Below are 22,490 nucleotides of genomic sequence, written 5' to 3'. Positions count from 1 at the left end.
TCAGTTCTCCCACTCCATGTACCAGCCGTAATCGGCGCTTTCCGGGTCGGTCACGAGCCATCCGGTCCGAGCTGCCGGGTTCTCAGGCGGGTCTTCGTCGACCCAGACCATTCCAGCGTTCGTGAGAAGGGAGGTCGCCAGCAGTGCCGCGATGTCGCCGCCGTCCGCGGGAACGTAAAGCTTCCAGTCCGGGAACTCGAGCGTCGTGAAGTTGCCCGCAGCGTCCAGCGCTTCGAGCTGGATCATGTAGTAGATGGACGGCCGAGTCGCGTCCGAGGGCATGAGGTTCACCGAGAACGCGCCGGAGCCATCCGCCGCGACGGTCACCGGGACCGGACGCGACGACAACAGGTACTTCGTACCCGTGACGGCCATGGACGACGGGATGAACCGCAGCTCCGCGCTGGCCAGGCTGATCGACTCCAGCCCGAACGTCGCGACGTTACCCTTCACGAGAGCCATAGCCCCTCCAAACGTGATGCCCCAGAACGGGGGTTAGCTGAGAGAACGGCACTCAGGTGAGTCGCCAGAACTTGCCGGCAGCGTCCACATGCACCGCGCCTGCGAACCCGCCGGGAACGGTCGAGGCAGCCTTCGATGCCATCCCGGGGATACGGATCGTGTTCTCGAAGAAATAGATCACCTGAGCGCCGACAGTGAAGGTGAAGGATGAAGCCCCGCCGTCGATCTGTGCCGATCCCAGCTGCATCCTTGGCGCGCTGAAACTGCTGTCGAGCACGACGTTGCCGCCGCCGCCCTGAACGGTGATCTTCCCGCCACTGTTCACGGTGACGTTTCCACGCTGATTCGTGTCGCCGGTCTGGGTCACGTTGCCCGCGATGGTCCCGGCACCGTTCAGGGTCCACTGCCCGTTCTGTGTGAGCGCGCCATTCTGTGTGAGCGTGCCCGTCGAGGTCACATTGCCCGTGATCGACACGTCCCCCGTGATCGTGCCGTTGCCCTCGAGCCGCCACGGCCCGGTGACCTTGAAGGTTCCTGTCACCGTGGTTGTGCCGTCGATCGAGAGGGTGCCGACGATGATGACGGAGCCACCCGAGTCGACTTGGAATGTGCCGCCGATGATGCGGAGGCGGCCGTTCGTCACCGAAGCGTTCTCCAGGGGGCGGGCGGCCTGAAGGCGCTGCACCGCCTTCTTCAGTTCCCGGATCTCGCGGAGCGCGTCTGAGAGGTCGTCAGCCATACGGTTGCACCTCCGGTTTCACGACGTAGCCCATGTCGCCAGACAGGGCGATCACACGCTTCGAGTGCACGCCGTCGTCGATGAAGTCGCTCCCGTACACGTGCATGTCAAGCAGGTGCGCGGGGCCGGCGAATGCGGGGCCGCGGTCACCGATGAACAGTGAGAAGGACCACTGGTCGACGGGCGGGCGTCGCTGAGCGAACTCGGCATTCACCGCCGCCTGCAGCCGGTTCGGGTCGTAGATGTCGGGGAAGTTCACGCGCACGTCGCGCACCGGGAGATCCCCGATGCCGTCCGCGACCGTCGGGGCGTACTTCCACAGCCGGTCCTGCCCGGTTCCGTTGCCGAACCCGAGGACTCCGGTCATCTGCGCGGCGTAGTCGTCCTCGGTCTCAAGATCCATGACGATCGACCCCGGCGCGCGCACGGGAAGCAGGAACGCCCCCGCCGTCGCGATCACCGGCGCTGCGGCCTTCGCCTGGTAGCGGAGGTACCCGTCAGACGTGATGTACGGGTGCAGGTCTGTCTCAGCGCCATCGGCCTCGATCTGCCCGATCAGGTCGTTCGTCGTGAGGCCTTCCTCCTCGCGCCACGTCGCACTGAAGCCGCCGCCCCCATCCGTGGGCAGATCGATCGGCAACTCCCACCCGGGCACCGTCCCCGACTTCGTCGCCCACGTCAACACCGCACGGAGCGCGCCGGCGTGGGACCTGTTCGTGACGGTGCGCTGACCTGCAGCCGGGTTGTACTCGTTCACACCGTGCGGGAGTCGAACCCCAAGCACCGCGGCGCGCAGCTCGGAGTGGTTGAGGATCAGCCGTGACGACTTATCGATGTAGCGGCGGTTCGTGATGACGCCGGCGTACGCGCACTCGGCACCCCACCGCTGCGTGATCGTGTACTTGTTGCCTCGCGCGATCTCCCGGATCAGCGACTTCGGCATCCGAGCCTGCGCCAGCTCGACCTGATGCGACCCCGACCCGAGAGAGCCGAGACGGCGCGTCCAGTTCGCCGAAGACACGTTCGGGAGCTGCAGCTCAGGCGACCCTGAACGGGTGTTGTGGATCCATACCTCCCACATGCGCAGCCTCCTACAGGAACGTGTCAGGCACACGCACGGTCATCGACCCCGTGCCGCCCGTGATGGTGTGGATCGCCGACGTTCCCGGGGGGATCGCCCACGTCCGCGCCTGCGACACCGCCCCCGACTGCAGCACCCCGTTGAGGTACAGCCAGCCGGTGTTCATGTCGATCCGGTGCGTCTGGCCAGCGGCGAGCGACTGGGTGACGACGTACTGCCGGCCGCCCGGTCCGGTGATCGTGTATCCGCCAGCCTTCGGCCCGGTCACGATGAGCTCGGGCGAGGCCGGGAAGTTGCCGTAGTGGAACGACGCGGCACCTGCGGGGAACTCCCGCGTCTCACCGAACTTCCGCGGATTGGGGGCGACGAAGTGGATCGCGAACCGGGCGCGGAGCAGGCCGAAACGGATGCCGGCGTCCTGGAAGGTGGGCTTCGCGCCGCGTCGGACGTCGGCCCATCGGGTGCTTCCCTGATGGTCGACCGTGATCCGCATCAGGTCACCGAACGCTCCCAAGCCCATGATCAGGTCGCGCAGGTGCCCCAGCTCGGATTCCGACCATGCGAGCGCGTGCCCATCGATCGACACGACACGGGACCCGTTGAATACGGGCATGTCGAACTGCCCGTGCTGGCCGGGGCGATCCACCGCCTCGCGGCGCAGATCGGGGCCGTCGTCCCACCCCGCGAACCCGTCCGGCCCGACGAAGAGCCCCTTCGGTTTCGAAGAGGATCCGTCGGGCCGGCCCAGGATCGTCACTCCACCGACCCGAATGCGAAGCATCATGCTCCTCTCAGCGCGGCGGCCAGCATGTGGTTCGCCAGCTCGGCGCCCTCACGCGGGTCGGTCTTGTCGAAGTGGTTCGTCTGGGACACCGTCGGTCCGGCAGCCGCCGCCGGCTCGTCGCCGGGACCGCGCGGTCGCCGTGCCGCTTCGGTTTCTTCGACCGTGGCGGATGCCGAGGTCATCGTGAGCTGTGCCCGCTTCGACGCCGACGAGGCCGCCTCGACGAGTGCGTCGCCGAAGCCGGTGGCTTCGTCTTTCGCGCCCGCGTTGAACTGCTCGAGCGTGGCCGCACCCGACTCCTTCAGCCGCCGCCACCCGGACCCGGAGAGCGGGCCCCGCTTGGCGGGCGAGTGAGGGAAGAAGTCGGTGATCGTTCCGACGATGTCGCCCACGGCGTCACCGAGTGATCCGACCATGCTGAACAGGCCGTCGATGAGGCCCTTGATGATCTGCGCACCCAGGTCGAGCCAGTCGACCCCTGCGAGCCCGTCCCAGATCGCGGAGATGATCTGCGGGATCATCGCGACGATCTGTGGGATCGCTTCGATCAGTCCCGTGATGAGCGAGACGACCAGCTGGATGCCGGCCTCGATCAGCTGCGGAAGCATCGTGAGCAGCCCCGTGAGCAGCTGCCCTACGAGGTTGATCGCGGCGGTGACCAGCTGTGGCAGCGCTTCGACGAGTCCGGTGATCAGGGAGAGCAGCAGTTGAATGCCGGCCTCAATGATCAGGGGCAGGTTCTCGATGATCGCGGTCAGCAGGCCCGTCACCAGATCGAGCGCGGCTTGCAGCAGCATCGGCAACGCCGTGATGATGCCCTGGATGAGCGCCATCAGCAGCTCGATGCCGCCCTGGATGATCTGCGGGAGCGCGCCGACGATCGCCGTCAGCAGTCCCCCGATGAGCGACAGCGCCGCCTGGATCAGCATCGGCACCGCGGTGATGATGCCCTCGATGAGGGTGATCACCAGGGTGATCGCGGCGTCGACGATCATCGGCAGGTTCGACACGACCGCGTCGATCAGCCCGGTCACGAGCGCGAGAGCGCCCTCGACGAGCAGCGGCACCGCCTGAACGATGCCAGTGATCAGCGAGCCGACGATCGATCCGGCCGCGGTGAGCAGCTGCGGAATCGCGCCGACGATGCCTTCGACGATCCGAGGGACGACGGCGACGACCTGGTCGACGAGCCCGGGAAGCGCACCGACGATCTGATCGACGATCCCGGTGATCCCGGATGCGAGGCCCGCGAAGTCCCCGCCCGACAGGGCGAGACCGGCGAGGCCGGCGGCGACGATCCCGAGAGGACCGCCGAGCGCTGCCAGCGGCCCGGTGAGGCCGCCGAGCATCGATCCGAGCAGCGGCAGACGCGAGAGCACACCGGCGAGCCCGCCGGCACCGAAGGCGGCGAATGCAGCCCCCAGCGGGGCGAGCACCCCGGTGAGGTTCCCCAGCCCGAAGTCGGCGAGGGACGCGCCCTCCCCGATCCTGGTGAACAGGTTCGTGACCCAGTCCATCGCGGGACCGACCACGCGCAGCAGCACGTCACCGAACGCCTTCGCTCGCTCCTCGATGGGACCGAGCGCGGACGTCGCGGCCGCGATCAGCGGACCGATCTTGCCGTAGACGCCTTCGAGCGCGTTCGCGCCGATGCGGCCCATCGCGGCGAGGAAGTTCTTCGCGGCGCCCGGGACGGTCTTGCCCATCTCGGCGGCGACCGTGCCGGCGGCTGCTTCGGCGGCCTTCGAGAAGGTCTCGAAGTCGACCTTGCCCTCGGAGGCCATCTTGAAGACCTCGCCCGCGGTGACCCCCATCTGGTCGGCGAGTGCCTGGTAGATGGGGATACCGCGGTCGGCGAGCTGGCTGATGACGTCGTTCTGGACGCCGTTCGCCTGCGTGGCGGCCTTGTTGAAGATGGAGCCCATCTCCTCCATCGAGATCCCCGCCGCGGAGGCGTTGTTCGCGATGTTCTTGAGGTGGGACTGCAGCTGCTGGCCGGGCTTGATGTTCGCCGCGACCGCAGAGGCGGCGACGGTCGCCGCTTCCCCGAGGCCGAAGCTCGTGCCACGGACGGACGCGAGAGCGTCGCCCATGATGTTCTTCACCGCGTCGGCGTCGTTTCCGAGACCGGTCAGCTTCGCGCGCGCGGTGTCGATCGCGGCGAGGCGGCTGAAGCCCTTCGTGAAGGCGACAGCGATGCCCGCGGCGGCTACGGTGACAGTGCCGGTGGCGGCGGACTGGATGCCGCGGCCGAGGGCCTGCCCTGCGGCGGAGGCGGCGCGGCCAGCGGCACCGACCACGCTCGAGAACGCGGACGCCGCCGCGGGACCGAGGCGAGCCAGTCCGGCCCCGAACGCGGCGGTGAGCTGACGGGCGGCGGGCCCGCCGATCGCGGCGATCTTCGAGAACGCGCTGCGCACCTGCGTGGTGACCGGGCTCATCCACGTCGCCACCCGGGAGCCGAGCTTCACGAACGGGGACGCCATGAGCGTCGCCTGCGCGGCGAGGTAGCCGGTCAGCGGGCTGAACGCGCCGCGGACGGCCGCACCGACGCTGCCCAGCCATGCCCGCGACGCCGACCAGGCGCCCGCGAGACGCCCGCCGACCTGCGTCGCGAGGGACACGAAGGCGCGGGAGGACGCGAGTGCGACGTTCTTCGCGATCGTGCCGAGGCGGGTCAACCCTGACACGTCCGAGACGGCGCGCAGCAGCCCGCCGATCGATCCGGCCACGCCGGTGAACGCGGACTGCGCGGCGCGGGCGTCGGTCCATCCCGCGCGGAGGTTCTGCAGCATGCCGCGCATCGACGACGTCGACCGGGCGGCGGAAGCGGCGAGCTCGGCGGTCGCGGTGCGGGCGGCGGTCTGCGCGGCGGCGAGGCGGAGCGAGGCGGCCGAGACAGCATCCGTCGCCGCGGCGTGCGTGCGGCGCACCGCAGCGAGGCGCTCCTCGGCGGCGATCGCCTGCGAGGAGTTCGCGCCGGACTTGGCGATCGCCTCCTGCAGGCGCACCTCGGCGACGCGGACCCGGCCGGCCTCGTCCTGCTGCTTGATACGGGCCTTCGACAGCGCGGCCGACGCGGAGGCGACCTCGGCGTTCAGCTTGCGCATCACGTCCGCGCCGAGACCGGCCGCCGAGGAGTTCAGTGCGGACTTCAGGTCACGTCCGAGCGCCCGCCCAGTGGCGGCGCCGGCCCGCTTGAAGCCGCCCTCGAAGGTCTTCGCGCCCGCCGCACCTGCGGCCTGCGTCTCCTTGGTGACGCGGGACTTGAACCCGGTCATCACCGGGAAGATCGACACGTGACCGGAACCGACCTCGGAGGACATCAGCACCCCCTCGGGTCAGTCGGCGAACACGAGGCCCGCTTCCATGTCGGCCTGTGCCGCGGCGACCTCCGCAGCGTCCGCGGTGGTCGTTGAGCGCCGCGGGTCCGGGAGAACCCACGGCACGAGCTTCTTCGATGTCTTCGGGCCGAGCTCGGCGATCAGCGACAGCAGCTGACGGGTGGTCGCGGGATACGACCAGCCGGCGAGCTTCGCGCCCAGGTGCGTGCCGGGATCGGCGGACGCCTCCTCGAGGAGGTCGCGTGCCTCCCCCCAGGTGAGCCCGTCGCCCAGGTCAGAGATTCCTACACCGAACGTCTCGCGCAGCGTGCGCACGACGCTTCCCCGGTGCTCTCGGATGACCCGGGCGACGGCGATCATTCCGGGAAGGCCGCCTGCTGAACGCGCTGCAGCACCCGGAAGTACTTCTCGGCGAGGATCGCGCCCTCGACCATGTCCCGCTTGCCGAAGTCGGCGGAGATCGCTTCGCCGCCGATCTCCGTGAGGATGGCCTTGAACTGGTCGATCGGGGTGGAGTAGTCCGCCTGCAGCTGGTCGATGAAGTCGAAGCTGAGGGTGAGCGGCACCTCGATGATCGTGCCGTCGCCGAGTCGGCCGATGAAGCGCTTCTCGACGATGATGTACTTCACCTCGGGGACGGCCGCGGCGATCGCTTTCTCCTCGGCTTCCTCCGACCAATTGTCGAAGTCGTACTCGGGCACAGCCGCAGCGGCGGGCTTGGTCTTGGGTGTTGCCATGATGGTCTCCTTGTCGGGTCATCGGGTGGTGTCGGGTGGGGTGTGAGAGTGGCTGGTCGGGATGACCCGACGACATCCCGACCAGCCGGTCTGTCAGGCCGCGGCTCCCGCGGCCCAGCTGTCGCCATCCCAGTGCGCCTGGGAGGCGTCGCCGAGGACGACGTACTGACCCGTCGTCCAGGCGGTCGTCTCACCGAGCGCGCCGAGCGCCTGCAGTGCGGCGAGCGTCGCCGGTGCGGCGGCTCCGGCGGGGGTGAACGATCCGGGCGTTCCGGCGGTGACGCCGGTGGCCGGGACGGATCCGGGGATCGCGGGACCCCACTGCCAGAACGGCGCGCCGTTGAACAGCTCGTCCTCCTGCCAGGTGAACGTCACCGCGATGCCCTCGACCTCGCCGCGGGTCTGCTGGTCGGGCTCGACGGCCGTGACCGACGCGACGCCGATCTGCCGCTTCTCGAGGCCGCCGCGGTAGCGGGTGACGACGTAGAGGATGAAGCGGTTGCCGGGCAGCGAGGACGAGACCTCGATCACGCCGTTCTCGTCGGGCTCGGCGCCCTCGGTGAGCGCCATGACGGCGGCGTTCTGCTCGGCGAGGTTGATGACCACGGCGCGGGTGCCCTCACCAGCGAGCGTGTAGCCCTTCTGGAAGAACTCGATCGCGTCGCCGGTCTCGCGCGACGGGGCCGGACCGCCGTCGACCTTGTACAGGCCGAGGCGTCGGGCGGCGGCGGGGAGCACGAGCGGGCTCGCGCCGAGGGCGGCCTTGTCGATGACGTTCGCGATGTCGACGGGCGCGAACGCGCCCATGCCGGTGATCGGAACGCCAACGGAGGCGAGGTCGTTGCCCTGGGAATCGGCAGTCATGGGTGTTCTCCTTCACATGAAGAAGGCCCCGCGCATGCGGAGCCGGTGGGTGGGAACGGTCACGTCGACTGCCGACGTATCCGCGTATCGGGTGAGCGGCTCACCAGGAGCCTTCGACGACGTACTGCGCGGTCATGTACTGCCGCGCGACGTCGAGTTCATCGGGGACCGCATACGGTCCGTTGCAGCCACTGAAATCGACCCGCGCGATGGGGCTCCCGGTGGCGAGCGGGAGCTCGTCGTCGAACAGCACCGAGGCGAGCCAGCGGGCAAGGTCGACGATGGGGGTCGGCGCGTTCTTCGATCCGCCAAGCACGGATGCGCCGACCGAGCGGTCGAACGTCGTCCAGTCCACGCGGGAGCCGGGATCGATGCGGATCACGATCAGCGGCCGCGTAAGCGGCAACTCGAGATCCTCGGGTTCGGCGCCGACGACGTCTACCTCGAATCCGTCGGCGTCGGCCGCATCCGACACGTAGCCCATGAGCCATGTGACCAGGTCGGGCGGCATGACCCTCATCGCTTGGCCGCCTTGAGTCCGCGCGCCATGGTTCCGGTCTTCGACTCGATCAGCAGCGTCTTCTCGTCGGAGCCGACGACGCGGGTGGTGCGCCGGTAGCGCGAGTCGTGGTGCTCGATGTGCAGACCCTCGACATATGCCTCGGTGTCGCGGGGTGCGTCGGCCTGCATCTTCGCGAGCGCGGCGGCCGCGATCTCGTCCGTGAGGCGTTCCACCTTCGGCTGCCGCAACACCTCCTCGAAGAAGCGCGGGGTGAATTCGACCTCTGTGTCGCCGCTGCGAGCCATGAGCACTCCGTTCGGTCAGCCGACCGCGCGGGTCAGCGGGATCTCGCGAGGCGGCGTCCACCCGGTGAACGGGTTCGTATCTGCCGCCGGCGGGATGCCGTCGATGGTGTAGATCGGGGCGCCGTCCCCGCCGTCGCGGATCCGGTCACCTTTCTGCACGTCGAAGGTGCCGTCGCAGAACAGCGACTTCGCCTCGACGGCCTGTTGGCGGGTGGCGTCGCCGAGCAGCGACGTGGAGGTCTGCGCGACGAACGCGCCCGGGATGGGCAGAACGTCGGGGTTGGTCCAGTCGCCGCGCACCTCGCGGTTCGTGGTGCGGTCGCGGACGATGCCGGCGCGCAGCCGGTAGACGGTGTGGCCGTGAGGGAAGTGCATCAGTATCGCTCCGGCCAGAGCTTCGCGAGCGGACGCTCGAGCGGGAAGCTCCCGCGAGACATGCCGGGTGCGGAGGCCGGGGCACACAGCGCGCGGAGTGCCCGGCGAGGCTGTCCGTCGAACGCGGACGCGATGTCGGCGTAGTCGACGGACGCCGAGCCGATGCGCTGCGCCTTGACGAGCAGCGAGCCGCGCTCGGCGAGGTTCTGATAAACGCGCTTGAGCACTGCGAGCGCGTCCTTCTCTTTTTCGCTGTCCTCGGCGAAGGAGAGGATGCAGGGGGCGATGTCGCGACCGACGATGAGGACCTCGCGTGCAAGGTCCTCATCGCTGCCGATCTTGTCGTGCGTGATCATGGCACCGCCCCCTGCCTGGGTTACTTCTTGTCGTCAGCGAGGAGCGCGGCGACGAGCTGCGGGCGCTGGCCCGGCTCGGCGGGAACGATCTTCGCGTCGTCCTCGCGTCCGTCGTTGCGCTTCTCGATCTCGGCCTTGAGGTCGGCGACACTGACGCGCTTGTACGCGCCCTCGTCGACTTCCCCGGGCTCCTCGGGCTCCTCGACCTCGACAGCCTCGATGAGGCCGCGGCTGACGAGGTGCTCGAGTTGCTCGTCGGCGACGCCACCCGGGACGAGGTCGCCGCGCTGAACGAACTGCGCGACGCGGTTGCCCGACGGCGATCCGATCGAGACCTTCACGACGGCGGCGCTTGCGATGTGCTGCGTGCTCATCTCAGCCCTCCGTTCCGGTGACGTAGAACGCCGCGAGCGGGTCGGTGACGATCGGCACGTGGACGTTGCGCGCCTGCAGGCGGGTCTTCTCCGCCTTGCCCTCGCGGATCGCCGCGATCTCGACGCCGGTGTCGCCGCCGATGTGCTGCATCTCCGGGGTGGGGATCTGCTCGCGGGCGATGCCGCCGAGACGGCGACGGTCGAGGAACATCGGGTCGGCGATGTCCTCTCCGTCGTCCGGAATCCAGGTGAGACCGGCGATGGTGGGGAATTCGTCGGTCAGCGCCTGGCCGCTGTCCTTCGGCAGGATCTCGAGCAGCTCGGGGATGACCTCGGCGTACAGCTCGCCGGGGAGCACTGCGGTGTCGAGCGCGTAGCCGAGCTTCTGCTTGCGCACGAGCGCCTTGGCGCGCAGCGCATCCTTGTAGATCTGCTTCGCGGTCGTCCACGTGCCACCGGCCGCGAACGTGTTCGTGACCGACGACGCGACGGCGCCGAGCGCTGCCTCGTTCGCCGAGAACACGAGCTCGGTCTGCAGGAAGGTGAAGGCGTCGTCGATCGGCTGACGCAGCAGGCGTCCGACCTGTTCGTCGGTGACCTCGGTCGCGAGGCCGTCCTTCATCGCAGAGTAGAACTCGTACTCCTCAGCCGACATCGGCGTGAGCTTGTACTCGCCGCCGGGGGCGACGATCTCAGCGCCACGGGCGGCGCGGATGACCTCGTTGATCGGCACGCCGATCGAGCCGCCGGTGATGGTGAAGCGCTTCTGCAGAAGGAACAGTCCGAGGAACTGCTGTGCCTGCAGGATCTCCCCGAATCGGCGAGCGACGAGCGTCGGGTTCTTGAGGAACGCGACGAGTTCTGCTGCCGAGACGTTGGCGAGCTGGCTCGGGGTGAGCGGGTAGGTCTGCATCGTGCTCTCCTTTCTCAGAGCTGGATGGCGCGCACGAGCGCACCGTCGGCGGCGGACGTGAGGGCGACGAACACCGCGGTGCCGGCCGCGAGGGTGCGGACCGTTCCGGCGGGTGCCGTCTCGAGCTGCTGGCCGCGGGTGATCGCACCCGAAGCCTTCAGCTCGTGGATGGGCTTGCCGACCTCGACGGTCAGCTTGTCGCCGACAGCCGCGTCGTGGCCGGCGACGCCGACGTACTTCGCGGATGCGGCAGCCGCGGGGGCGACGGCCATGTCGACGGTCGCGGAGACCTCGACCGCCTGACCGGCGGTGACTGCGGCGCTGACGCCGAAGGTGACGGTGTCACCCGGGCGGAACAGGGGCAGGTAGCTCTTGGCCATCTCAGGCCTCCTTCGCGGTGGGGTAGATCGACCCGTAGAGCGAGTCGTCTGCGCTGGTGAGGGTGTCGGCGTGGCCGACTTCCTCGACGTGAACGGTGTTCTCGGCCAGCGAGTTGAGGACCGCGGTGGCGGTCGCCTCGTCGGCGTCGAGCATCGCGCGGAACTTCGGTGCGGATGCTGCGCTGATGCGGCCCTCCGACATCGCGTTCTGGATGATCCCGTCGCGGCGATCGCTGATCTGCTGCTCGCGTGCTTCGCGTCCAGCGGCGGCGTCTGCGCGCATCTGGGAGAGGACGTTGTCCTCGATCAGCTGCGTGCCGGCGGGGATGGCGGCGGCCGGAGCCGCCACGGTGTCGGCCTGCTCCGCGAGGTGCTCGTCGAAGGCGGCGAGAACCGTCTCCTCCGATGCGTTGGCATCGGTCACGCCGAGCCGATCGCGGACCGCAGCCAGGAAGGTATCGCTCATGGTGAGCTTCTCCGTTTCTGTGGTGTTACCCGGCTCGGGCGAGCTCGGGGGCTTGATGGGCGACGCAGCTCCGGTGGGGCGCCGGCTGAGGCGAGCGCGCGCGGACTGGTACTTGTCCTCGACGGTGTCGCCCTCGAGCGGGTCGACAGGGTCGTCGTCTTCGGCGCCCGCGGTGCATGTCTCGCCGGCGTCCTTCACGACGGCGACACGGTCGGCGAGTCCCACCTCGACGGCACCCTCAGCGGTGTACCAGGTCTCGGCGGCCAGCAACTCACCCCATGCGGACTCGCCGGCCTTGTCGCGGTAGATCGAGATGATCGATTCCTCGACGCTGTCGAGCACGTCCGCTTCCTTGCGCATCTCGTGCGCGTTGCCCCAGATGATCGTCGAGGGCGAGTGGATCATCATCTGCGTACCCGGCGACATGACCGTCTCGTCGCATCCGACAGCGATCACGGAACCGGCGGATGCCGCGAGGCCATCGACGACGGCGAGCACGCTCGCCTTGTGGGCGCGGAGCATGTTCAGGATCGACATCGCCTCGAACACCTCGCCGCCGGGCGAGTTGATGCGGAGAATGATCTGCGTGACGGATTCCGGCAGGGCGTCGAGCACGTCGCTGACGTCGCTCGCGCTGATTCCCCACCAGCCTCCCCAGCTGTCGATCGGGCCATAGAGGCGGATCGTGGCGACCGTCCCCTCCCCCGCAGGCGAGGGCATGGTGATCGCGTCGAAGATCTCCGCCTTCGACTTCGGCTGGGTGTGTGACCCGAAGAAGCGATTCGCTCCCGAGCTGTGCGTGGTCATGCGGCCTCCTCAGCCTCTGTCGATGGCATCCGACTCACGTCGGGCCCGTCTCCGGTGATGTCGGCACCGGCGCGGCGGATGATCTCTCGCGCCTCGTCCTGGCGCAGCACGGGCTTGTCCGTGCCGAGGTAGATCTTCTGCACGACCTCGGCTACGAACCGTGCGAGCTCGCGCGACTCCGCATCGTCGGGGGTGTTCGGCAGCAGGTCCTCGACAGGCAGCCCGAACTTGTCGCGAACGTAGGCGCGCAGCCCGTCGTCGACCTGGACCGCGCCGCTTTCGATGAGACCCTTGATCGCCTCGGCGGTGATCTGCTGCTGTTCGCCGATCGCGGCCGGCACGAGTCGGGGCGCCGGTTCGTTCGGTCCCCAGTTCAGATCGACGAGGTCTTCGATGACGTGCTGCTGGATGACGTCGGCGATGTTCTGCGCAACGGCGTTCAGGCTGTCGGTGAAGAAGTTCGCGAACGTCGACCCGAGCGCCCACGAGCCCGTCTCGGTTCCGAGGTTGAGGAAGTGGGCGAGGACTGCGCGAGCGATCTGCTCGTCGTAGTACCGAATCGGCTTATCGGTGTCGGGGAGCTTGCCGCTCACGCCGACGAACTGGAACGTCGATCCCTTCGACAGCGAGACTCCGGCGGCCTCCCCGGCCCGCGCCTGCTTCACGATCTCGAGGCCGCGTTTGATCTCGGCGTCGAGCCATTCGACCATCTGGTCGAAGTCGCCCTCTGGCGGCTCCCCAACCGTGAAGACGGGCATGCCGAGTCCGTTGCGTTCAGCGGTCAGCGCCTGGATGCGCAGGACGCGGTCCTTGAGGATCCACATCTTGTACGCCGAACGCAGCAGGGACTCGCCGAGCCAGTTCGCGCCCTCACGCTCGTGCACGAAAGCGACGAGGTCCTTCACCTTGATACGGACCTTGCCGCTGCCCAGCAGGCCGCCCTGCTCGATCGCGATAAGGCCGCCGTCACGGGCGACCTCGATGTTCGAGATCGTGCGGGGCGGCCGCCAGGCGAGCTTCGCGAGGTGCGTGCGCCCGGGGTCGGAGGTCTGGTCGTAGACCTGCTCGAAGTACGAGTGGCCGTACACGAGAAACAGCAGCGCGAGACGCAGGAACTCCTTGAACGAGAATCGACCCTTCGTACGCAGCGGCGCCATCGGCGGCTGGCCCTTGATCGGCAGGCCGAGGTCGGCGGCGATGTGCGCGACGACTTCGGGGCGGCATCCGGTCCCATCGATCGCCCACTCGGTGCGCATGATCGGCAGCGTCACCGCGCGGAGCACGGACTTCACCTGCGGGTCTTCACGGCGCATCCGGTCGAAGACGTTGATCGACTTCGGCCACTGCAGATCCGGGTTGTCTTCGTTCGTCTCGGCGACCCAGTCCATCCACCCCGGGAGCGTCGAGTCGACCTGGTATCCGGTCTCGGACAAGGCGGCCTCCTCTCTCAGAACCGCGCTGTCGCGAGGTCCAGGTCGCTTCCGGCGACGTCGTCTCGTTTGAGGACCGCGGCCTTGGGCGGCGGCGGGGTGCTCTTCTTCGGGGTCGCCTCGGATTTGAGGACGCCCCACAGCGCCCAGGTGATCGCCTGCGCCATCGTGACGGGCTTCGTCGGGTCGGACTGCTCCCACGTCACGCCGGCGCGGCCGATGTTGCGCGTCGTCGCGAACTCGAGCGACTTCGTGACCTCGGCTTGTGGGCGGTGCGGGACGAGTCCGGCGTTGACGTGCTCGATGAACAGCGTGTGAGCCGCGGCGATCTCGTCGAGGTTCATGGCGAGGTACTTGACCTTCGCCTGGTCGAGCGCAGCGATCACGGCCGCGGCATTCTTCGGATCGAGCACGACGAGCGCGTTGCCATGCTCGGCCTTCAGCTTCTTGAGCATCGGGGCGATCCAGAGGGTTCCGCTGTCCGTGTGGAGATGCTCGACGGCGATGGTGTCGGTGTCTGCGCGGACGGCGGCGCCGATGGTGCCGAACCCGCCACCGCGCCCGAGGGCGAGAGAGAGCACGACGCCGTCGCCGGCGACCCCGGCGTCGTCGTCTTCGTGCCGCCTCCACACCTCGAGGTCGAGGGCCGAGAGCTTCTCGGCGACCTCCACGCGGCGAGCGGGCCAGATCGAGAGGCGCTGGCGGGCGAACGCGTCGGGGCTGGTCTGCCCCATACGGTCCCAGTCGTCTTGAATCGTCTTCCACGCGAGGCGAATGCCGAGCCCCGGGTTTGCCTCGCGCCACGCGTCCGCGCTGCCGAGGTCGATGTTCTTCAGCGCGTCGGGGTGATCAGAGCCCACCGGGGTGTGTTCGATCCAGCCGGTGCGCTCGAGGCCGCCCTTGCGGCCGCGGTCGCGCAAGCCCTCGAAGTACTCACCGTCCTGGTCCTCCTTCGGGACCGTGCCGGTGAACAGCACCTGCTTGTTCGGGCTGGCATCCGTCGCCGGCAGGAGCGCCTCGAGGATCGTTAGCGGCGTGTGCTGTGCCTCGTCGACGATCAGCACGTCGTACGAGACACCGACGCCGGCGGCACCCGTGCGGGTGAAGTAGACGATGCGGTTGCCGTTCTTCAGCTCGATCGCCATATTGCCGTTGCCGGTGGAGATCCCGGTCACGCCCTGGGCGGTCTGCTTCCCGCCTCCGACGAGCTCGGCGCGCAGAATTGGCGAGGCGAGGATGATGCGGCGAGCGCGGCGGAATGCCTCGCGAGCGGTCGGGCCTTCGTGCGCGGTGTGGCCGATGAGCTTCGGCGCGCCGTCTTCGCGGGGCCAGAGGAACAGGTGGGCGAGCTCGTACGGCAGAAGGATGTTGCCCTTGCCCTGCTGTCGAGAGACGAGGATCCCGAACTCGGTCGCCGCCCACTGGCCCTCGTCGTCGATCGACGCGACGGCTTCGAGCGCGCCCTCTTGCCACGGGTCGCACCGGATGGCGGCGAGGTCGCAGATGTCGAGAATGTCGTCGAGGAGTGTGTCAACGCGGCTAGCCGGTAGCGCCCGAACCCGCGGTTCTTGCAGCCCGAGCAGCGCGGGCTTGGGCGAGTTGGTCGGCAAGGCTGAGCTCCTTCGGCGCATCCGCGGGGCCGCGCGTGGCCTCGACGGCGGCGCGGAATTCGCGGGAGATCGGAGCGAGCCGGGTCGGGTCTGATGCGGCGATCGTCGTGAACGCGGTGCGCAGCGTGTCGACGATGAGCTTCATGTCGTCCGGCTGCTCGGCGTTATCGCTTGGAGGAGCGTCAGCGGTCGGCACGAACGCCGGCGACCGGGGCGCGCGCGGCTTCGACCGCTTCGATGGCTTCCGGCCGGCTTCGGTGTGAGCGCGGCGGCACGCCTCGTCGACCTCGACGCCCTCGCGGAGGTGTCGGCGGTAGGCCGCGTCGGTGCCACAGGGCGCCTTGGGACGTCCCATAACTCCCCCTGACTCCCCAATTCCCCCATCCCGCGTTCTTACCTGCGGAGAGAGCTGCCAGGACCGCGCGGGAGGCTGGCAGCCCCGGGCCGACCCTGGATTTTTTGACGATCCGCGGGTCGACCCGGGTGGGGTGATTGGTCTGAGGTGTCAGAGGAGCCGTGCGGCCTTGATCAGGCCCCAGGCGAACGCGACACCGAATCCGATGATGACGAGCGACGCAGCGGCCGCCAGAGCCCAGACGATGAGGCCCCACGGGGTCATGACGCATCCACGGTGGACGTAGCGAGCGACGGGCCAGCGTTCACCATCAGCTCGTCGACCACGGCACGGTCGAGGCCGGGCGCTTCGATGATCGCGTCGGCGACGATGCCGACCGAGGCATGAGGCCTGCGTGGCGTGACGATGGCGACGGGCTCGATGCCCAGTGCCTCGGCGGTCTCGCGTCCCTCCTGCTTCGTCAGCGCGAGCACGATGGTGCGGCGGGACGGGTCAGGGGCGACGTCGGCAGTCTCGACCGGCTCGGTCACGGTGTGCTCGACGGCGGCGGCCGTGGGCTTCCCCTCGGCGAGCACGACGTCGACGCGGCTACTCGTGTTCATGGTGACCTCCCGGTCTACGTTGCCGCCCAGATCTCGGTCGCGGCGTGGTTCGACTTCCGGCTGTTGCAGCTGCGGTGCATCGGCACGAGCACCTGCGCGACGAGTGAACCGCCGTTGTCGATCGCCTCGTCATGGTCAGCGGTGAACGACATGCGGTGCTCGGCAGGCAGGTCGGTGTCGATGTGCTCGCCGCAACCCCACCCCGAGGGTGATCCGTACCCACAGGGCAGGTCCTCGACCTTCGTGCGGCGCTTCAAGGCGGCCTGCTTGCGACGGTAGGCACGGTGACCCCTGCCATCTCGGATCGATCGACTGCCCATCAGGCGGCCTCCCACGGTGAAGATGTCCGGCTCGCTCGGCTTGCGCGCGTGAACGATGTGCGCCGCAGCGAACGCAGGCCGGAAGATGATCGGACGTGGGCGGCGGCTTACTCGTGCCAGGGGCGCCCCTGCGGGCTGGGTACCGCGCGCCCGGGCCTTTCCAGACCCCGCCGCCCGCGCCGGTCTATGCGGCCTTGTCGGCCAAGCTGTTGGTGAAGAGCTCTCGACGCTTCGACGCGACCGCGAGAGCTGCATCTTCGAGGCGATCGAAGCGGCCTACGAAGTGGCTGACACGGTTGTGCTTCACCTGAGCGAGCCATCGCCCGGTGCGCCTATCGCGGGTCACGCCGCGCACTCCCGATCCGCCCGAAGTGCTGCCGGCGCGGTGTTCACAGTTCTGCTTGACCGTCACGACCTGCAGGTGAGCGGGGTTGACGCATCGCCGCGTGCGGCAGACGTGATCGACGACCATGCCCTCCGGGATCTCGCCGACGAGCAGCGTGTAGATCAGCCGGTGGGCGAGCCATCGACGACCCTCAACGAGTATCTGACCGTACCCGGCCGTCTGCACCGACCGCGTCCAGAGCCAGCATCCCGACTCGTCAACGATGTACGCACGGCGCAACCTCTCGAGCACGGCGGATCGCGTCATCGTGGACCCCCGACCGTGCAAAGCAAAACGCCCCAGCCGCGAGGGCTGAGGCGTTCTGTAGGTTCAGTTCTGGTGCAAGGCACAGCCTAGCACCAGATCCGGACACACCGGAGAACACGCGGGAGGTTGTCGAGCCCCGTTCAGCGGCCGATCTCGACGACGCCGCTCCCGACGCCGTCGAGTTCGTCCTTATGTAGGTGGCGGTCGCACTTCATCGGCAGGTCGTCCTGATCGAGATTCCACAGCCACGCCCGCGTGGTCTCACAGGTCACCATCGGGGTGGTGATCCGGATCGGAGGGTTGCGGTTCGAGGCTGCCGGCCCTGCGGTGACCCTCACGGTCATGGTCGTCGTGTATGACTCGGCGTCCGTCGTGAGTACCGCACTGACTACCGTCACCTGCTCGTTCGACATCTCTCCCGATAGCGGCACGTCCACCGAGCCTGAACGTGCCGCGAAGTCGGCGTCTCGGGCGTCTCCTCGTGCCTGCGCGATCAGGCCGCCGATGGTTGCCACGATGGCGAAAGCGACCACCCACACCGCGACGGTGGCGATCGGGCCGAGCCGCGCATCCGTCTGCCGTCTACCCATGATTGCGATTCTGCCCTACCCGCCCTGCGGCGTTGCGAAGCGAGTCGATTCCTGTCGATCGCGCATTTTTGCCGCCACGCTGTCGACAGCCGAGGCGTAGACGTACTTCATGACCGTCCCCCGCGGTCCCCGGTGCTGCGCGACCACGGTCAGCTCGTCCTTCTCGACCCACCGGCGTGTCTGCCGTTGTGATACCTTCGCGCGCTTCGCGGCCTGCTCGAGCGTAAGCAGCGGGTCGTACCACTCGCGGACGGGCGCGCTCTCGGGCTCGTGCCCTGGGTCTTCGTCGGGGAAGACGTGGACGTCGGTGCGGCGCTCGACTCCCCACTTCGCCATCGCGTCGGCGACCGACCACCCGTCGCGCTCCCCCGCGATCTCCGGGTGCCGGTCCAGCACGACCTCGCCCAGCCATGTGATGACCTCGAGGTCGTTCGAGTAGTCCGACAGGGTGACGTGCCACCACGGCTCGAGCCTGTTCAGCACGGCCAGCGCATCTACGAGGTCCGCATCGATCGGTGCCGGCGGCTCGGACGCCGACGAGCGCCCTCCCGGCGCCTTGTCCGTCGGCGTGGCCTTCATCGGATCCGCCAGCGACCGCACCCGCCCGATCAGGTCAGGGCCGTCGGCGAGCAGCGCACGCATCCGGCCGAAGCAGCGGTCACAGATCAGCGACCCGTCCCGGCACTCGCGCGGCGCGCAACCATCGCACCGGAACGCGCCCAGGTAGTCGGGCCCGCTGAACTGGCACGCGGCATAGTGCTCGCCGGGGCGCACGCACCCCCGGATGCAGTGACGGTCAGACATCGGCGATTCCTTCCGCTGACGGCAGCGCAGGAACCGGTTCGGTGATGACCATGCGATGGGTCCTCATCTTGGTGCGCTTGCTGGGCTGAATCCAGAACCCGTATCTATCGGGTGCGGATGCGCGTAGCGTGAGCAACATGTGGACCGTCCTCGTCATCTTGCTCATCGTGTGGGCCGTCCTGGCCGTTGTCGGTTTCGCCATCAAGGGCCTGCTCTGGCTGGCAATCATCGGAATCATCCTGTTCGTCGGCACTGTGATCTTCGGGCTCTTGAGGAACCGCAGCCGTAACGGTCCCTCCGGGCCCTGAACGTGCTCCGCCGATCCCGGCGGAGATAACGAAGGAGCAATGCCATGTCTGTTGGAGACCACATCAAGGCGGCGTCTGAAGGCGCCTCGCATCTCACCCAGCGCGTGGTGGACGCGGTCGAACGCAAAGTCAACGATGCGACGACGGCCGTTGAAAGCGCGACGGGAACGACCGGAGAGAAGATCCGCGAGATCATCGGCCGAAGCGGGAAGGAGGAGGAGGCTGCCCGTGCGGCCGCAGACGATAGGTCCGATCGGGACGCTACCGAACACTGGGCTGACGACGGCGGTGAGACGCTTACTGCGCCTCACGATCGTTCTCTGAAGCCCAAGCACATCGCTGGCCAGCATCCGGAACGCGGATAGCGAGTTCACTTCTCCGCTCCTTCCTGCTTCACCGGCACCCACGGGCCAGCCTTGCGGCGACGGTGATAGGTGGCTCGGTAGCGAGGATTCAGCCCCGCCATCTCCTGTGCCCGCTCAAGTGACGTGTGAGGCGTAGTGGGTGGCGTGTAGGTCGCCCGGTTCTCGTTCGGCTTGTACTCAATGTCCGGGTGCAGCCTCACGCCGTATTCCCATTCGGGTTCCTCGGTTACGACACCAGCCCGCACCTCGGCATCGTGAGCAGCCAGCGCGCGATCCCATTCCGCCGCGTAGAGGTCCGTGAACCCGAAGCGTTCGGCCCGCATCCGCAGGTAATCGGCGCGCAGCCGTTCCATCGTCGGCGTGTAGTCGCTCATCGCACACCCCCGGCAGCACGCAGAGCGGCGATGTCGCGCTTCAGCAGCTGCGCGATGTGATCGTGCAGGTTCGCCGCGGACGAGAAGTCGAGCGTGTACGCGCCGTCACCAGCGAGCTTCCCCAGGAACCCTTCGAGCGCGCGAGCTTCGATCTCGGTACGCCGCGCGTCGGACGGTTCGCCCTGTGGCTCCGGTGCGAGCTTGATGGTGAGTCGGGGCTCGATCAGCATGTGATTGCCGTCTGGCCTACCGCAGTGCTCGCAGGTGTCGGCGCTCGGCTCCGGTACCTCGGCACCGGTAGGGATGCCGTCGATCTTCCGCAAGATCGTGCGCCACGCGTCACGCAGACCCATCGAGTACGGCGATGTCGGGGGACGGCTCGCGAAGCGCTCGGCATGCGATCGCACTTCGGAAAGAGTCGCCTCTGCGCTCGGCTCGGGTACGTCGAAACGACGGAGAGCGGACGAGAGCACGTTGTCGAACGAGTAGACGAGCCGCTTCACCTCCGCGACGCTGTACGTGCGGCTCGGGTCTTGCCCGTGGATCTCTGCCCACGCGGCTCGTTGCACCTTCTCCGCCTCAGCTCGCAGCGCTTCCCGCTCGTCGTCGGTCGGGGTGAGGGGGCGTGTGTGCATCCATTCCGTCTGCCCCGAGCGATGCGCGCCCTGGTGCCCTGCCGTGAGCTCGCACAGCGTCGGCGCCGGATCGCACTCACCCGCTCGGACGACGAGCGGTGCGGCATCCCAGCAAGATCCAGCGGTGGGGGTGTGCGCCTCCTCCACGACCTTCGCCGCCGCCACCGCCAGAGTGCGCACGTAGGCCGTGAACTGCTCGTCGCCCATGTACCCGAACCCGCCGTCGTACGCCTCATCACGAAGCGCCTTCTCGATCTCGTCGACCAAATCAGAACGGTGTGTCGTCACCATAGGTCCATCCCCCATCCGCGGGCGGCTCGGAGGTCGCCCACTGCTCCTGTGCCGGAGCGGGCGCCGCCGGTCTCTGTCCATCGGTGCGCGCGGCGCGGGTGACATGCGCCGTCGCGTAGCGGAGCGAGGGGCCGATCTCGTCCACCTCGAGCTCGATCGCGGTGCGCGGGTTGCCCTCACGGTCCTGGTACGAGCGCTGCCGAAGGCGACCCTGCGCGACCACGCGCATGCCCTTCGTCAGGCTGCTGGCGACGTGCTCGGCGACCTCTCGCCAGACGCTCGCGCGGAGGAAGAGCGGGTCGCCGTCCGTCCACTCGCCGTCCTTCATCGTCCGCGGCGTGCTCGCGATGGTGAAGTTTGCCACCGGGAGGCCGTTCTGCGTATACCGCAGCTCGGGGTCGGCTGTCAGGTTGCCGACGACGGTGATCACGGTCTCGCCGACCATCAGCACTTCTCCCCCGCCATCGGCTCGACATGCACCCGGATGGCGGCGCGCTCGAAGAAGTCGTGCGGCAACTCAATCTCGAGAGGCATGACGACATCACCGTCGCGCGTCGCCGCATCCCGGGTCTTCGCGATCTTCACGACCGAGAAGCGGCCGTAGCCCGGGCCCTTCCTCAGGTGCAGATAGACCGTCTTGGTGCTCATGATGCTGTCCTCCTCAGTGCCGCGGCGTGTGCCTCCGCGGCGATCTTGCGTGCGGTCTCCCGCGGGGTCGCGTCGGCCTCAGCCATCAGGCGGAACCGGAATTGCTGGTCCTTCGTGAACCTTGTGACGGTCATCTCGATGAAGTCAGCGAGGGCGTCAAAATGGGTCACCACCCCACACCTCCTCTCCGTCTCGGATCTGCTCGTAGTCGGTCATCTGCTCGCCGTAGCGGGCCTCCTGGACCCAGCGATCGTGACGCCGGCGCGCGGTGCCGCATGGTCCGCAGTCCTTGAACCTGCCGAAGGGGTGATCGGGGCATCCGATGGGCGGAGCATCCAGCAGAAGGGGTCTCCGAGGCGGCTGGGGCTTGCTCTCGTGCTCGTCCGCCCACTGCGCCCACTCCGACGCCCTCGCGGCCTGCTCGGCACGCACCCGCTCCCCCGCCCTCGCCCGCGCTCCCCCCACAGCCGCGAACGTTCGCGAAGATTCGCGATGAGGCGGCTCGGGACAGTTCGACCACGCGAGGCGACCGTCCACCCTCAGCGGGCGCCGCAGCACCAGATACTCGGTCCCATCGGCCTGGTAGAAGTCCAGGAACCCGGACTCGTCCAGCATCAGCAGATGCTCGAGCACGAGCTCGGTCGCCGCCTCGCCGGGATAGATCGCGGCCGCGAGCAGCTCCGGAACCACCTCGCGGCGGCCGAGGCCGTCGGTGTGCAGCCAGAGGCCGATCGCCGTCGGCTTCGCCGCCATCGGGGCTCGCAGGTACCCCCGGAACTGCAGATCCTCCGCGCTGATCTTCCGTTGCACGTTCTTCGTTGACACCTTGATCGTTCCCTCTCGCGAATCCCTCGAAACACAGGTCGACGGCGAGCTGCAGGTGGTGCTCATCGACCTCGAAGCACTCGGTCCACCCGCGGCCCATGAACAGCAGCTCGCGCGCTTCGTCCTCGTTGCTGAATGCCTGCGGGAACCATCGGCGCAGCGTGCGCAGCGCCTCGGCCTCCCAGGTCTTGT

31 protein-coding genes are annotated in these 22,490 nt (G+C 68.3%); 3 read left to right on the top strand and 28 right to left on the bottom strand.

Annotated elements, in window-relative coordinates:
- The 18 genes from F6A08_RS06030 to F6A08_RS05945 all read right to left on the bottom strand — a co-directional run bounded on the left by F6A08_RS06030 (position 1) and on the right by F6A08_RS05945 (position 15,529).
- The gene (locus F6A08_RS06030) at positions 1-462 is read right to left on the bottom strand and encodes a hypothetical protein (protein ID WP_151458901.1); all 462 of its coding nucleotides are present in this window, start codon (positions 460-462) and stop codon (positions 1-3) included.
- A gap of 52 nt (positions 463-514) precedes the next feature.
- A complete protein-coding gene (locus tag F6A08_RS06025; protein WP_151458900.1) occupies positions 515-1,201 on the bottom strand; it encodes a hypothetical protein in 687 nt (228 codons plus the stop codon).
- The gene (locus F6A08_RS06020; RefSeq protein ID WP_151458899.1) at positions 1,194-2,282 is read right to left on the bottom strand and encodes a hypothetical protein; all 1,089 of its coding nucleotides are present in this window, start codon (positions 2,280-2,282) and stop codon (positions 1,194-1,196) included. Before F6A08_RS06020 ends, F6A08_RS06025 begins: the two co-directional genes overlap by 8 nt.
- A gap of 10 nt (positions 2,283-2,292) precedes the next feature.
- Complete coding sequence (locus F6A08_RS06015; RefSeq protein ID WP_151458898.1) at positions 2,293-3,066, bottom strand: hypothetical protein; 774 nt, start codon at positions 3,064-3,066, stop codon at positions 2,293-2,295.
- Positions 3,063-6,392 (bottom strand): phage tail protein, encoded by a 3,330-nt coding sequence (locus tag F6A08_RS06010; RefSeq protein ID WP_151458897.1) that lies wholly within the window; start codon positions 6,390-6,392, stop codon positions 3,063-3,065. Before F6A08_RS06010 ends, F6A08_RS06015 begins: the two co-directional genes overlap by 4 nt.
- A 15-nt stretch (positions 6,393-6,407) precedes the next feature.
- On the bottom strand, positions 6,408-6,770 hold the full coding sequence (locus tag F6A08_RS06005; protein ID WP_151458896.1) for a hypothetical protein: 363 nt from the start codon (positions 6,768-6,770) through the stop codon (positions 6,408-6,410).
- Complete coding sequence (locus F6A08_RS06000) at positions 6,767-7,147, bottom strand: hypothetical protein (RefSeq protein WP_151458895.1); 381 nt, start codon at positions 7,145-7,147, stop codon at positions 6,767-6,769. Before F6A08_RS06000 ends, F6A08_RS06005 begins: the two co-directional genes overlap by 4 nt.
- Before the next feature lie 93 nt (positions 7,148-7,240).
- Positions 7,241-8,011 carry a hypothetical protein gene (locus F6A08_RS05995; protein WP_151458894.1) on the bottom strand — a complete coding sequence of 257 codons (771 nt, stop codon included), beginning with the start codon at positions 8,009-8,011 and terminating at the stop codon, positions 7,241-7,243.
- Between the two features lie 100 nt (positions 8,012-8,111).
- A complete protein-coding gene (locus tag F6A08_RS05990; protein ID WP_151458893.1) occupies positions 8,112-8,531 on the bottom strand; it encodes a hypothetical protein in 420 nt (139 codons plus the stop codon).
- Positions 8,528-8,818 (bottom strand): HK97 gp10 family phage protein, encoded by a 291-nt coding sequence (locus F6A08_RS05985; protein ID WP_151458892.1) that lies wholly within the window; start codon positions 8,816-8,818, stop codon positions 8,528-8,530. Before F6A08_RS05985 ends, F6A08_RS05990 begins: the two co-directional genes overlap by 4 nt.
- Positions 8,819-8,833: 15 nt before the next feature.
- On the bottom strand, positions 8,834-9,193 hold the full coding sequence (locus F6A08_RS05980) for a hypothetical protein (RefSeq protein ID WP_151458891.1): 360 nt from the start codon (positions 9,191-9,193) through the stop codon (positions 8,834-8,836).
- Entirely contained in the window at positions 9,193-9,549 is a 357-nt protein-coding gene (locus F6A08_RS05975) for a hypothetical protein (protein WP_151458890.1), read from the bottom strand. The genes F6A08_RS05980 and F6A08_RS05975 overlap by 1 nt, the downstream gene beginning before the upstream one ends.
- 20 nt (positions 9,550-9,569) lie before the next feature.
- Positions 9,570-9,923, bottom strand: coding sequence for a hypothetical protein (locus F6A08_RS05970; RefSeq protein WP_151458889.1), 354 nt, complete (start codon positions 9,921-9,923; stop codon positions 9,570-9,572).
- 1 nt (position 9,924) lies between these two features.
- Positions 9,925-10,836, bottom strand: coding sequence for a phage major capsid protein (locus F6A08_RS05965; protein WP_151458888.1), 912 nt, complete (start codon positions 10,834-10,836; stop codon positions 9,925-9,927).
- A 14-nt stretch (positions 10,837-10,850) separates the two neighbouring features.
- Positions 10,851-11,216 (bottom strand): capsid cement protein, encoded by a 366-nt coding sequence (locus tag F6A08_RS05960; protein ID WP_151458887.1) that lies wholly within the window; start codon positions 11,214-11,216, stop codon positions 10,851-10,853.
- Between the two features lies 1 nt (position 11,217).
- Positions 11,218-12,489, bottom strand: coding sequence for a head maturation protease, ClpP-related (locus tag F6A08_RS05955; RefSeq protein WP_225855751.1), 1,272 nt, complete (start codon positions 12,487-12,489; stop codon positions 11,218-11,220).
- Positions 12,486-13,922 carry a phage portal protein family protein gene (locus tag F6A08_RS05950; protein WP_151458886.1) on the bottom strand — a complete coding sequence of 479 codons (1,437 nt, stop codon included), beginning with the start codon at positions 13,920-13,922 and terminating at the stop codon, positions 12,486-12,488. The genes F6A08_RS05955 and F6A08_RS05950 overlap by 4 nt, the downstream gene beginning before the upstream one ends.
- 14 nt (positions 13,923-13,936) lie before the next feature.
- Entirely contained in the window at positions 13,937-15,529 is a 1,593-nt protein-coding gene (locus tag F6A08_RS05945; RefSeq protein WP_151458885.1) for a hypothetical protein, read from the bottom strand.
- A gap of 35 nt (positions 15,530-15,564) precedes the next feature.
- Between F6A08_RS05945 and F6A08_RS05940 the strand changes: the two genes are divergently transcribed.
- Complete coding sequence (locus tag F6A08_RS05940) at positions 15,565-15,792, top strand: hypothetical protein (RefSeq protein WP_151458884.1); 228 nt, start codon at positions 15,565-15,567, stop codon at positions 15,790-15,792.
- 352 nt (positions 15,793-16,144) lie between these two features.
- On the opposite strand, the gene F6A08_RS05935 is transcribed toward F6A08_RS05940, so the two are convergent.
- From F6A08_RS05935 to F6A08_RS05915, 5 genes are all read right to left on the bottom strand, one after another.
- Complete coding sequence (locus tag F6A08_RS05935; protein WP_151458883.1) at positions 16,145-16,486, bottom strand: hypothetical protein; 342 nt, start codon at positions 16,484-16,486, stop codon at positions 16,145-16,147.
- Positions 16,487-16,500: 14 nt separating this feature from the next.
- Entirely contained in the window at positions 16,501-16,743 is a 243-nt protein-coding gene (locus F6A08_RS05930; RefSeq protein ID WP_151458882.1) for a hypothetical protein, read from the bottom strand.
- Between the two features lie 247 nt (positions 16,744-16,990).
- Positions 16,991-17,458, bottom strand: a complete 468-nt coding sequence (locus F6A08_RS05925) for an HNH endonuclease (RefSeq protein WP_151458881.1) — start codon at positions 17,456-17,458, stop codon at positions 16,991-16,993.
- 140 nt (positions 17,459-17,598) lie between these two features.
- Entirely contained in the window at positions 17,599-18,048 is a 450-nt protein-coding gene (locus F6A08_RS05920) for a hypothetical protein (RefSeq protein ID WP_151458880.1), read from the bottom strand.
- A 15-nt stretch (positions 18,049-18,063) separates the two neighbouring features.
- On the bottom strand, positions 18,064-18,852 hold the full coding sequence (locus tag F6A08_RS05915; RefSeq protein ID WP_151458879.1) for a hypothetical protein: 789 nt from the start codon (positions 18,850-18,852) through the stop codon (positions 18,064-18,066).
- Positions 18,853-18,989: 137 nt separating this feature from the next.
- On the opposite strand from F6A08_RS05915, the gene F6A08_RS17645 reads away from it, so the two are divergent.
- Positions 18,990-19,160, top strand: coding sequence for a hypothetical protein (locus F6A08_RS17645; protein WP_192576694.1), 171 nt, complete (start codon positions 18,990-18,992; stop codon positions 19,158-19,160).
- Between the two features lie 44 nt (positions 19,161-19,204).
- The gene (locus tag F6A08_RS05910) at positions 19,205-19,525 is read left to right on the top strand and encodes a hypothetical protein (protein ID WP_151458878.1); all 321 of its coding nucleotides are present in this window, start codon (positions 19,205-19,207) and stop codon (positions 19,523-19,525) included.
- 5 nt (positions 19,526-19,530) lie between these two features.
- Here the strand turns inward: F6A08_RS05910 and F6A08_RS05905 are convergent, their stop codons facing one another.
- The 5 genes from F6A08_RS05905 to F6A08_RS05885 form a co-directional block, all read right to left on the bottom strand.
- Positions 19,531-19,899: a hypothetical protein gene (locus F6A08_RS05905; RefSeq protein ID WP_151458877.1), complete on the bottom strand. Its 369-nt coding sequence runs from the start codon at positions 19,897-19,899 to the stop codon at positions 19,531-19,533.
- The gene (locus F6A08_RS05900) at positions 19,896-20,825 is read right to left on the bottom strand and encodes a hypothetical protein (protein WP_151458876.1); all 930 of its coding nucleotides are present in this window, start codon (positions 20,823-20,825) and stop codon (positions 19,896-19,898) included. The genes F6A08_RS05905 and F6A08_RS05900 overlap by 4 nt, the downstream gene beginning before the upstream one ends.
- Positions 20,803-21,270, bottom strand: coding sequence for a single-stranded DNA-binding protein (locus F6A08_RS05895; protein WP_151458875.1), 468 nt, complete (start codon positions 21,268-21,270; stop codon positions 20,803-20,805). Before F6A08_RS05895 ends, F6A08_RS05900 begins: the two co-directional genes overlap by 23 nt.
- The gene (locus F6A08_RS05890) at positions 21,270-21,473 is read right to left on the bottom strand and encodes a hypothetical protein (RefSeq protein WP_151458874.1); all 204 of its coding nucleotides are present in this window, start codon (positions 21,471-21,473) and stop codon (positions 21,270-21,272) included. The genes F6A08_RS05895 and F6A08_RS05890 overlap by 1 nt, the downstream gene beginning before the upstream one ends.
- Before the next feature lie 156 nt (positions 21,474-21,629).
- Positions 21,630-22,298 carry a hypothetical protein gene (locus tag F6A08_RS05885; RefSeq protein ID WP_225855750.1) on the bottom strand — a complete coding sequence of 223 codons (669 nt, stop codon included), beginning with the start codon at positions 22,296-22,298 and terminating at the stop codon, positions 21,630-21,632.
- Between the last annotated feature and the right edge of the window lie 192 nt (positions 22,299-22,490).

Origin of the sequence: Microbacterium algeriense (assembly GCF_008868005.1) — a bacterium.
Lineage (GTDB): Bacteria > Actinomycetota > Actinomycetes > Actinomycetales > Microbacteriaceae > Microbacterium > Microbacterium algeriense.
This window is presented reverse-complemented; position numbering and strand designations above follow the sequence as displayed.

Bases quoted from the DNA above. Each gene is read 5' to 3' on its own strand.
- F6A08_RS05895 (WP_151458875.1), bottom strand. From the start codon at position 21,270: ATGGTCGGCGAGACCGTGATCACCGTCGTCGGCAACCTGACAGCCGAC.
- F6A08_RS06020 (WP_151458899.1), bottom strand. From the start codon at position 2,282: ATGTGGGAGGTATGGATCCACAACACCCGTTCAGGGTCGCCTGAGCTG.
- F6A08_RS05925 (WP_151458881.1), bottom strand. From the start codon at position 17,458: ATGACGCGATCCGCCGTGCTCGAGAGGTTGCGCCGTGCGTACATCGTT.
- F6A08_RS05910 (WP_151458878.1), top strand. From the start codon at position 19,205: ATGTCTGTTGGAGACCACATCAAGGCGGCGTCTGAAGGCGCCTCGCAT.
- F6A08_RS05935 (WP_151458883.1), bottom strand. From the start codon at position 16,486: ATGAACACGAGTAGCCGCGTCGACGTCGTGCTCGCCGAGGGGAAGCCC.
- F6A08_RS05980 (WP_151458891.1), bottom strand. From the start codon at position 9,193: ATGCACTTCCCTCACGGCCACACCGTCTACCGGCTGCGCGCCGGCATC.
- F6A08_RS06015 (WP_151458898.1), bottom strand. From the start codon at position 3,066: ATGATGCTTCGCATTCGGGTCGGTGGAGTGACGATCCTGGGCCGGCCC.
- F6A08_RS05970 (WP_151458889.1), bottom strand. From the start codon at position 9,923: ATGAGCACGCAGCACATCGCAAGCGCCGCCGTCGTGAAGGTCTCGATC.
- F6A08_RS06010 (WP_151458897.1), bottom strand. From the start codon at position 6,392: ATGTCCTCCGAGGTCGGTTCCGGTCACGTGTCGATCTTCCCGGTGATG.
- F6A08_RS05965 (WP_151458888.1), bottom strand. From the start codon at position 10,836: ATGCAGACCTACCCGCTCACCCCGAGCCAGCTCGCCAACGTCTCGGCA.
- F6A08_RS05960 (WP_151458887.1), bottom strand. From the start codon at position 11,216: ATGGCCAAGAGCTACCTGCCCCTGTTCCGCCCGGGTGACACCGTCACC.
- F6A08_RS05900 (WP_151458876.1), bottom strand. From the start codon at position 20,825: ATGGTGACGACACACCGTTCTGATTTGGTCGACGAGATCGAGAAGGCG.
- F6A08_RS05890 (WP_151458874.1), bottom strand. From the start codon at position 21,473: ATGAGCACCAAGACGGTCTATCTGCACCTGAGGAAGGGCCCGGGCTAC.
- F6A08_RS06005 (WP_151458896.1), bottom strand. From the start codon at position 6,770: ATGATCGCCGTCGCCCGGGTCATCCGAGAGCACCGGGGAAGCGTCGTG.
- F6A08_RS05990 (WP_151458893.1), bottom strand. From the start codon at position 8,531: ATGAGGGTCATGCCGCCCGACCTGGTCACATGGCTCATGGGCTACGTG.
- F6A08_RS06025 (WP_151458900.1), bottom strand. From the start codon at position 1,201: ATGGCTGACGACCTCTCAGACGCGCTCCGCGAGATCCGGGAACTGAAG.
- F6A08_RS05955 (WP_225855751.1), bottom strand. From the start codon at position 12,489: ATGACCACGCACAGCTCGGGAGCGAATCGCTTCTTCGGGTCACACACC.
- F6A08_RS05915 (WP_151458879.1), bottom strand. From the start codon at position 18,852: ATGTCTGACCGTCACTGCATCCGGGGGTGCGTGCGCCCCGGCGAGCAC.
- F6A08_RS05905 (WP_151458877.1), bottom strand. From the start codon at position 19,899: ATGAGCGACTACACGCCGACGATGGAACGGCTGCGCGCCGATTACCTG.
- F6A08_RS06000 (WP_151458895.1), bottom strand. From the start codon at position 7,147: ATGGCAACACCCAAGACCAAGCCCGCCGCTGCGGCTGTGCCCGAGTAC.
- F6A08_RS05920 (WP_151458880.1), bottom strand. From the start codon at position 18,048: ATGGGTAGACGGCAGACGGATGCGCGGCTCGGCCCGATCGCCACCGTC.
- F6A08_RS17645 (WP_192576694.1), top strand. From the start codon at position 18,990: ATGTGGACCGTCCTCGTCATCTTGCTCATCGTGTGGGCCGTCCTGGCC.
- F6A08_RS06030 (WP_151458901.1), bottom strand. From the start codon at position 462: ATGGCTCTCGTGAAGGGTAACGTCGCGACGTTCGGGCTGGAGTCGATC.
- F6A08_RS05995 (WP_151458894.1), bottom strand. From the start codon at position 8,011: ATGACTGCCGATTCCCAGGGCAACGACCTCGCCTCCGTTGGCGTTCCG.
- F6A08_RS05975 (WP_151458890.1), bottom strand. From the start codon at position 9,549: ATGATCACGCACGACAAGATCGGCAGCGATGAGGACCTTGCACGCGAG.
- F6A08_RS05985 (WP_151458892.1), bottom strand. From the start codon at position 8,818: ATGGCTCGCAGCGGCGACACAGAGGTCGAATTCACCCCGCGCTTCTTC.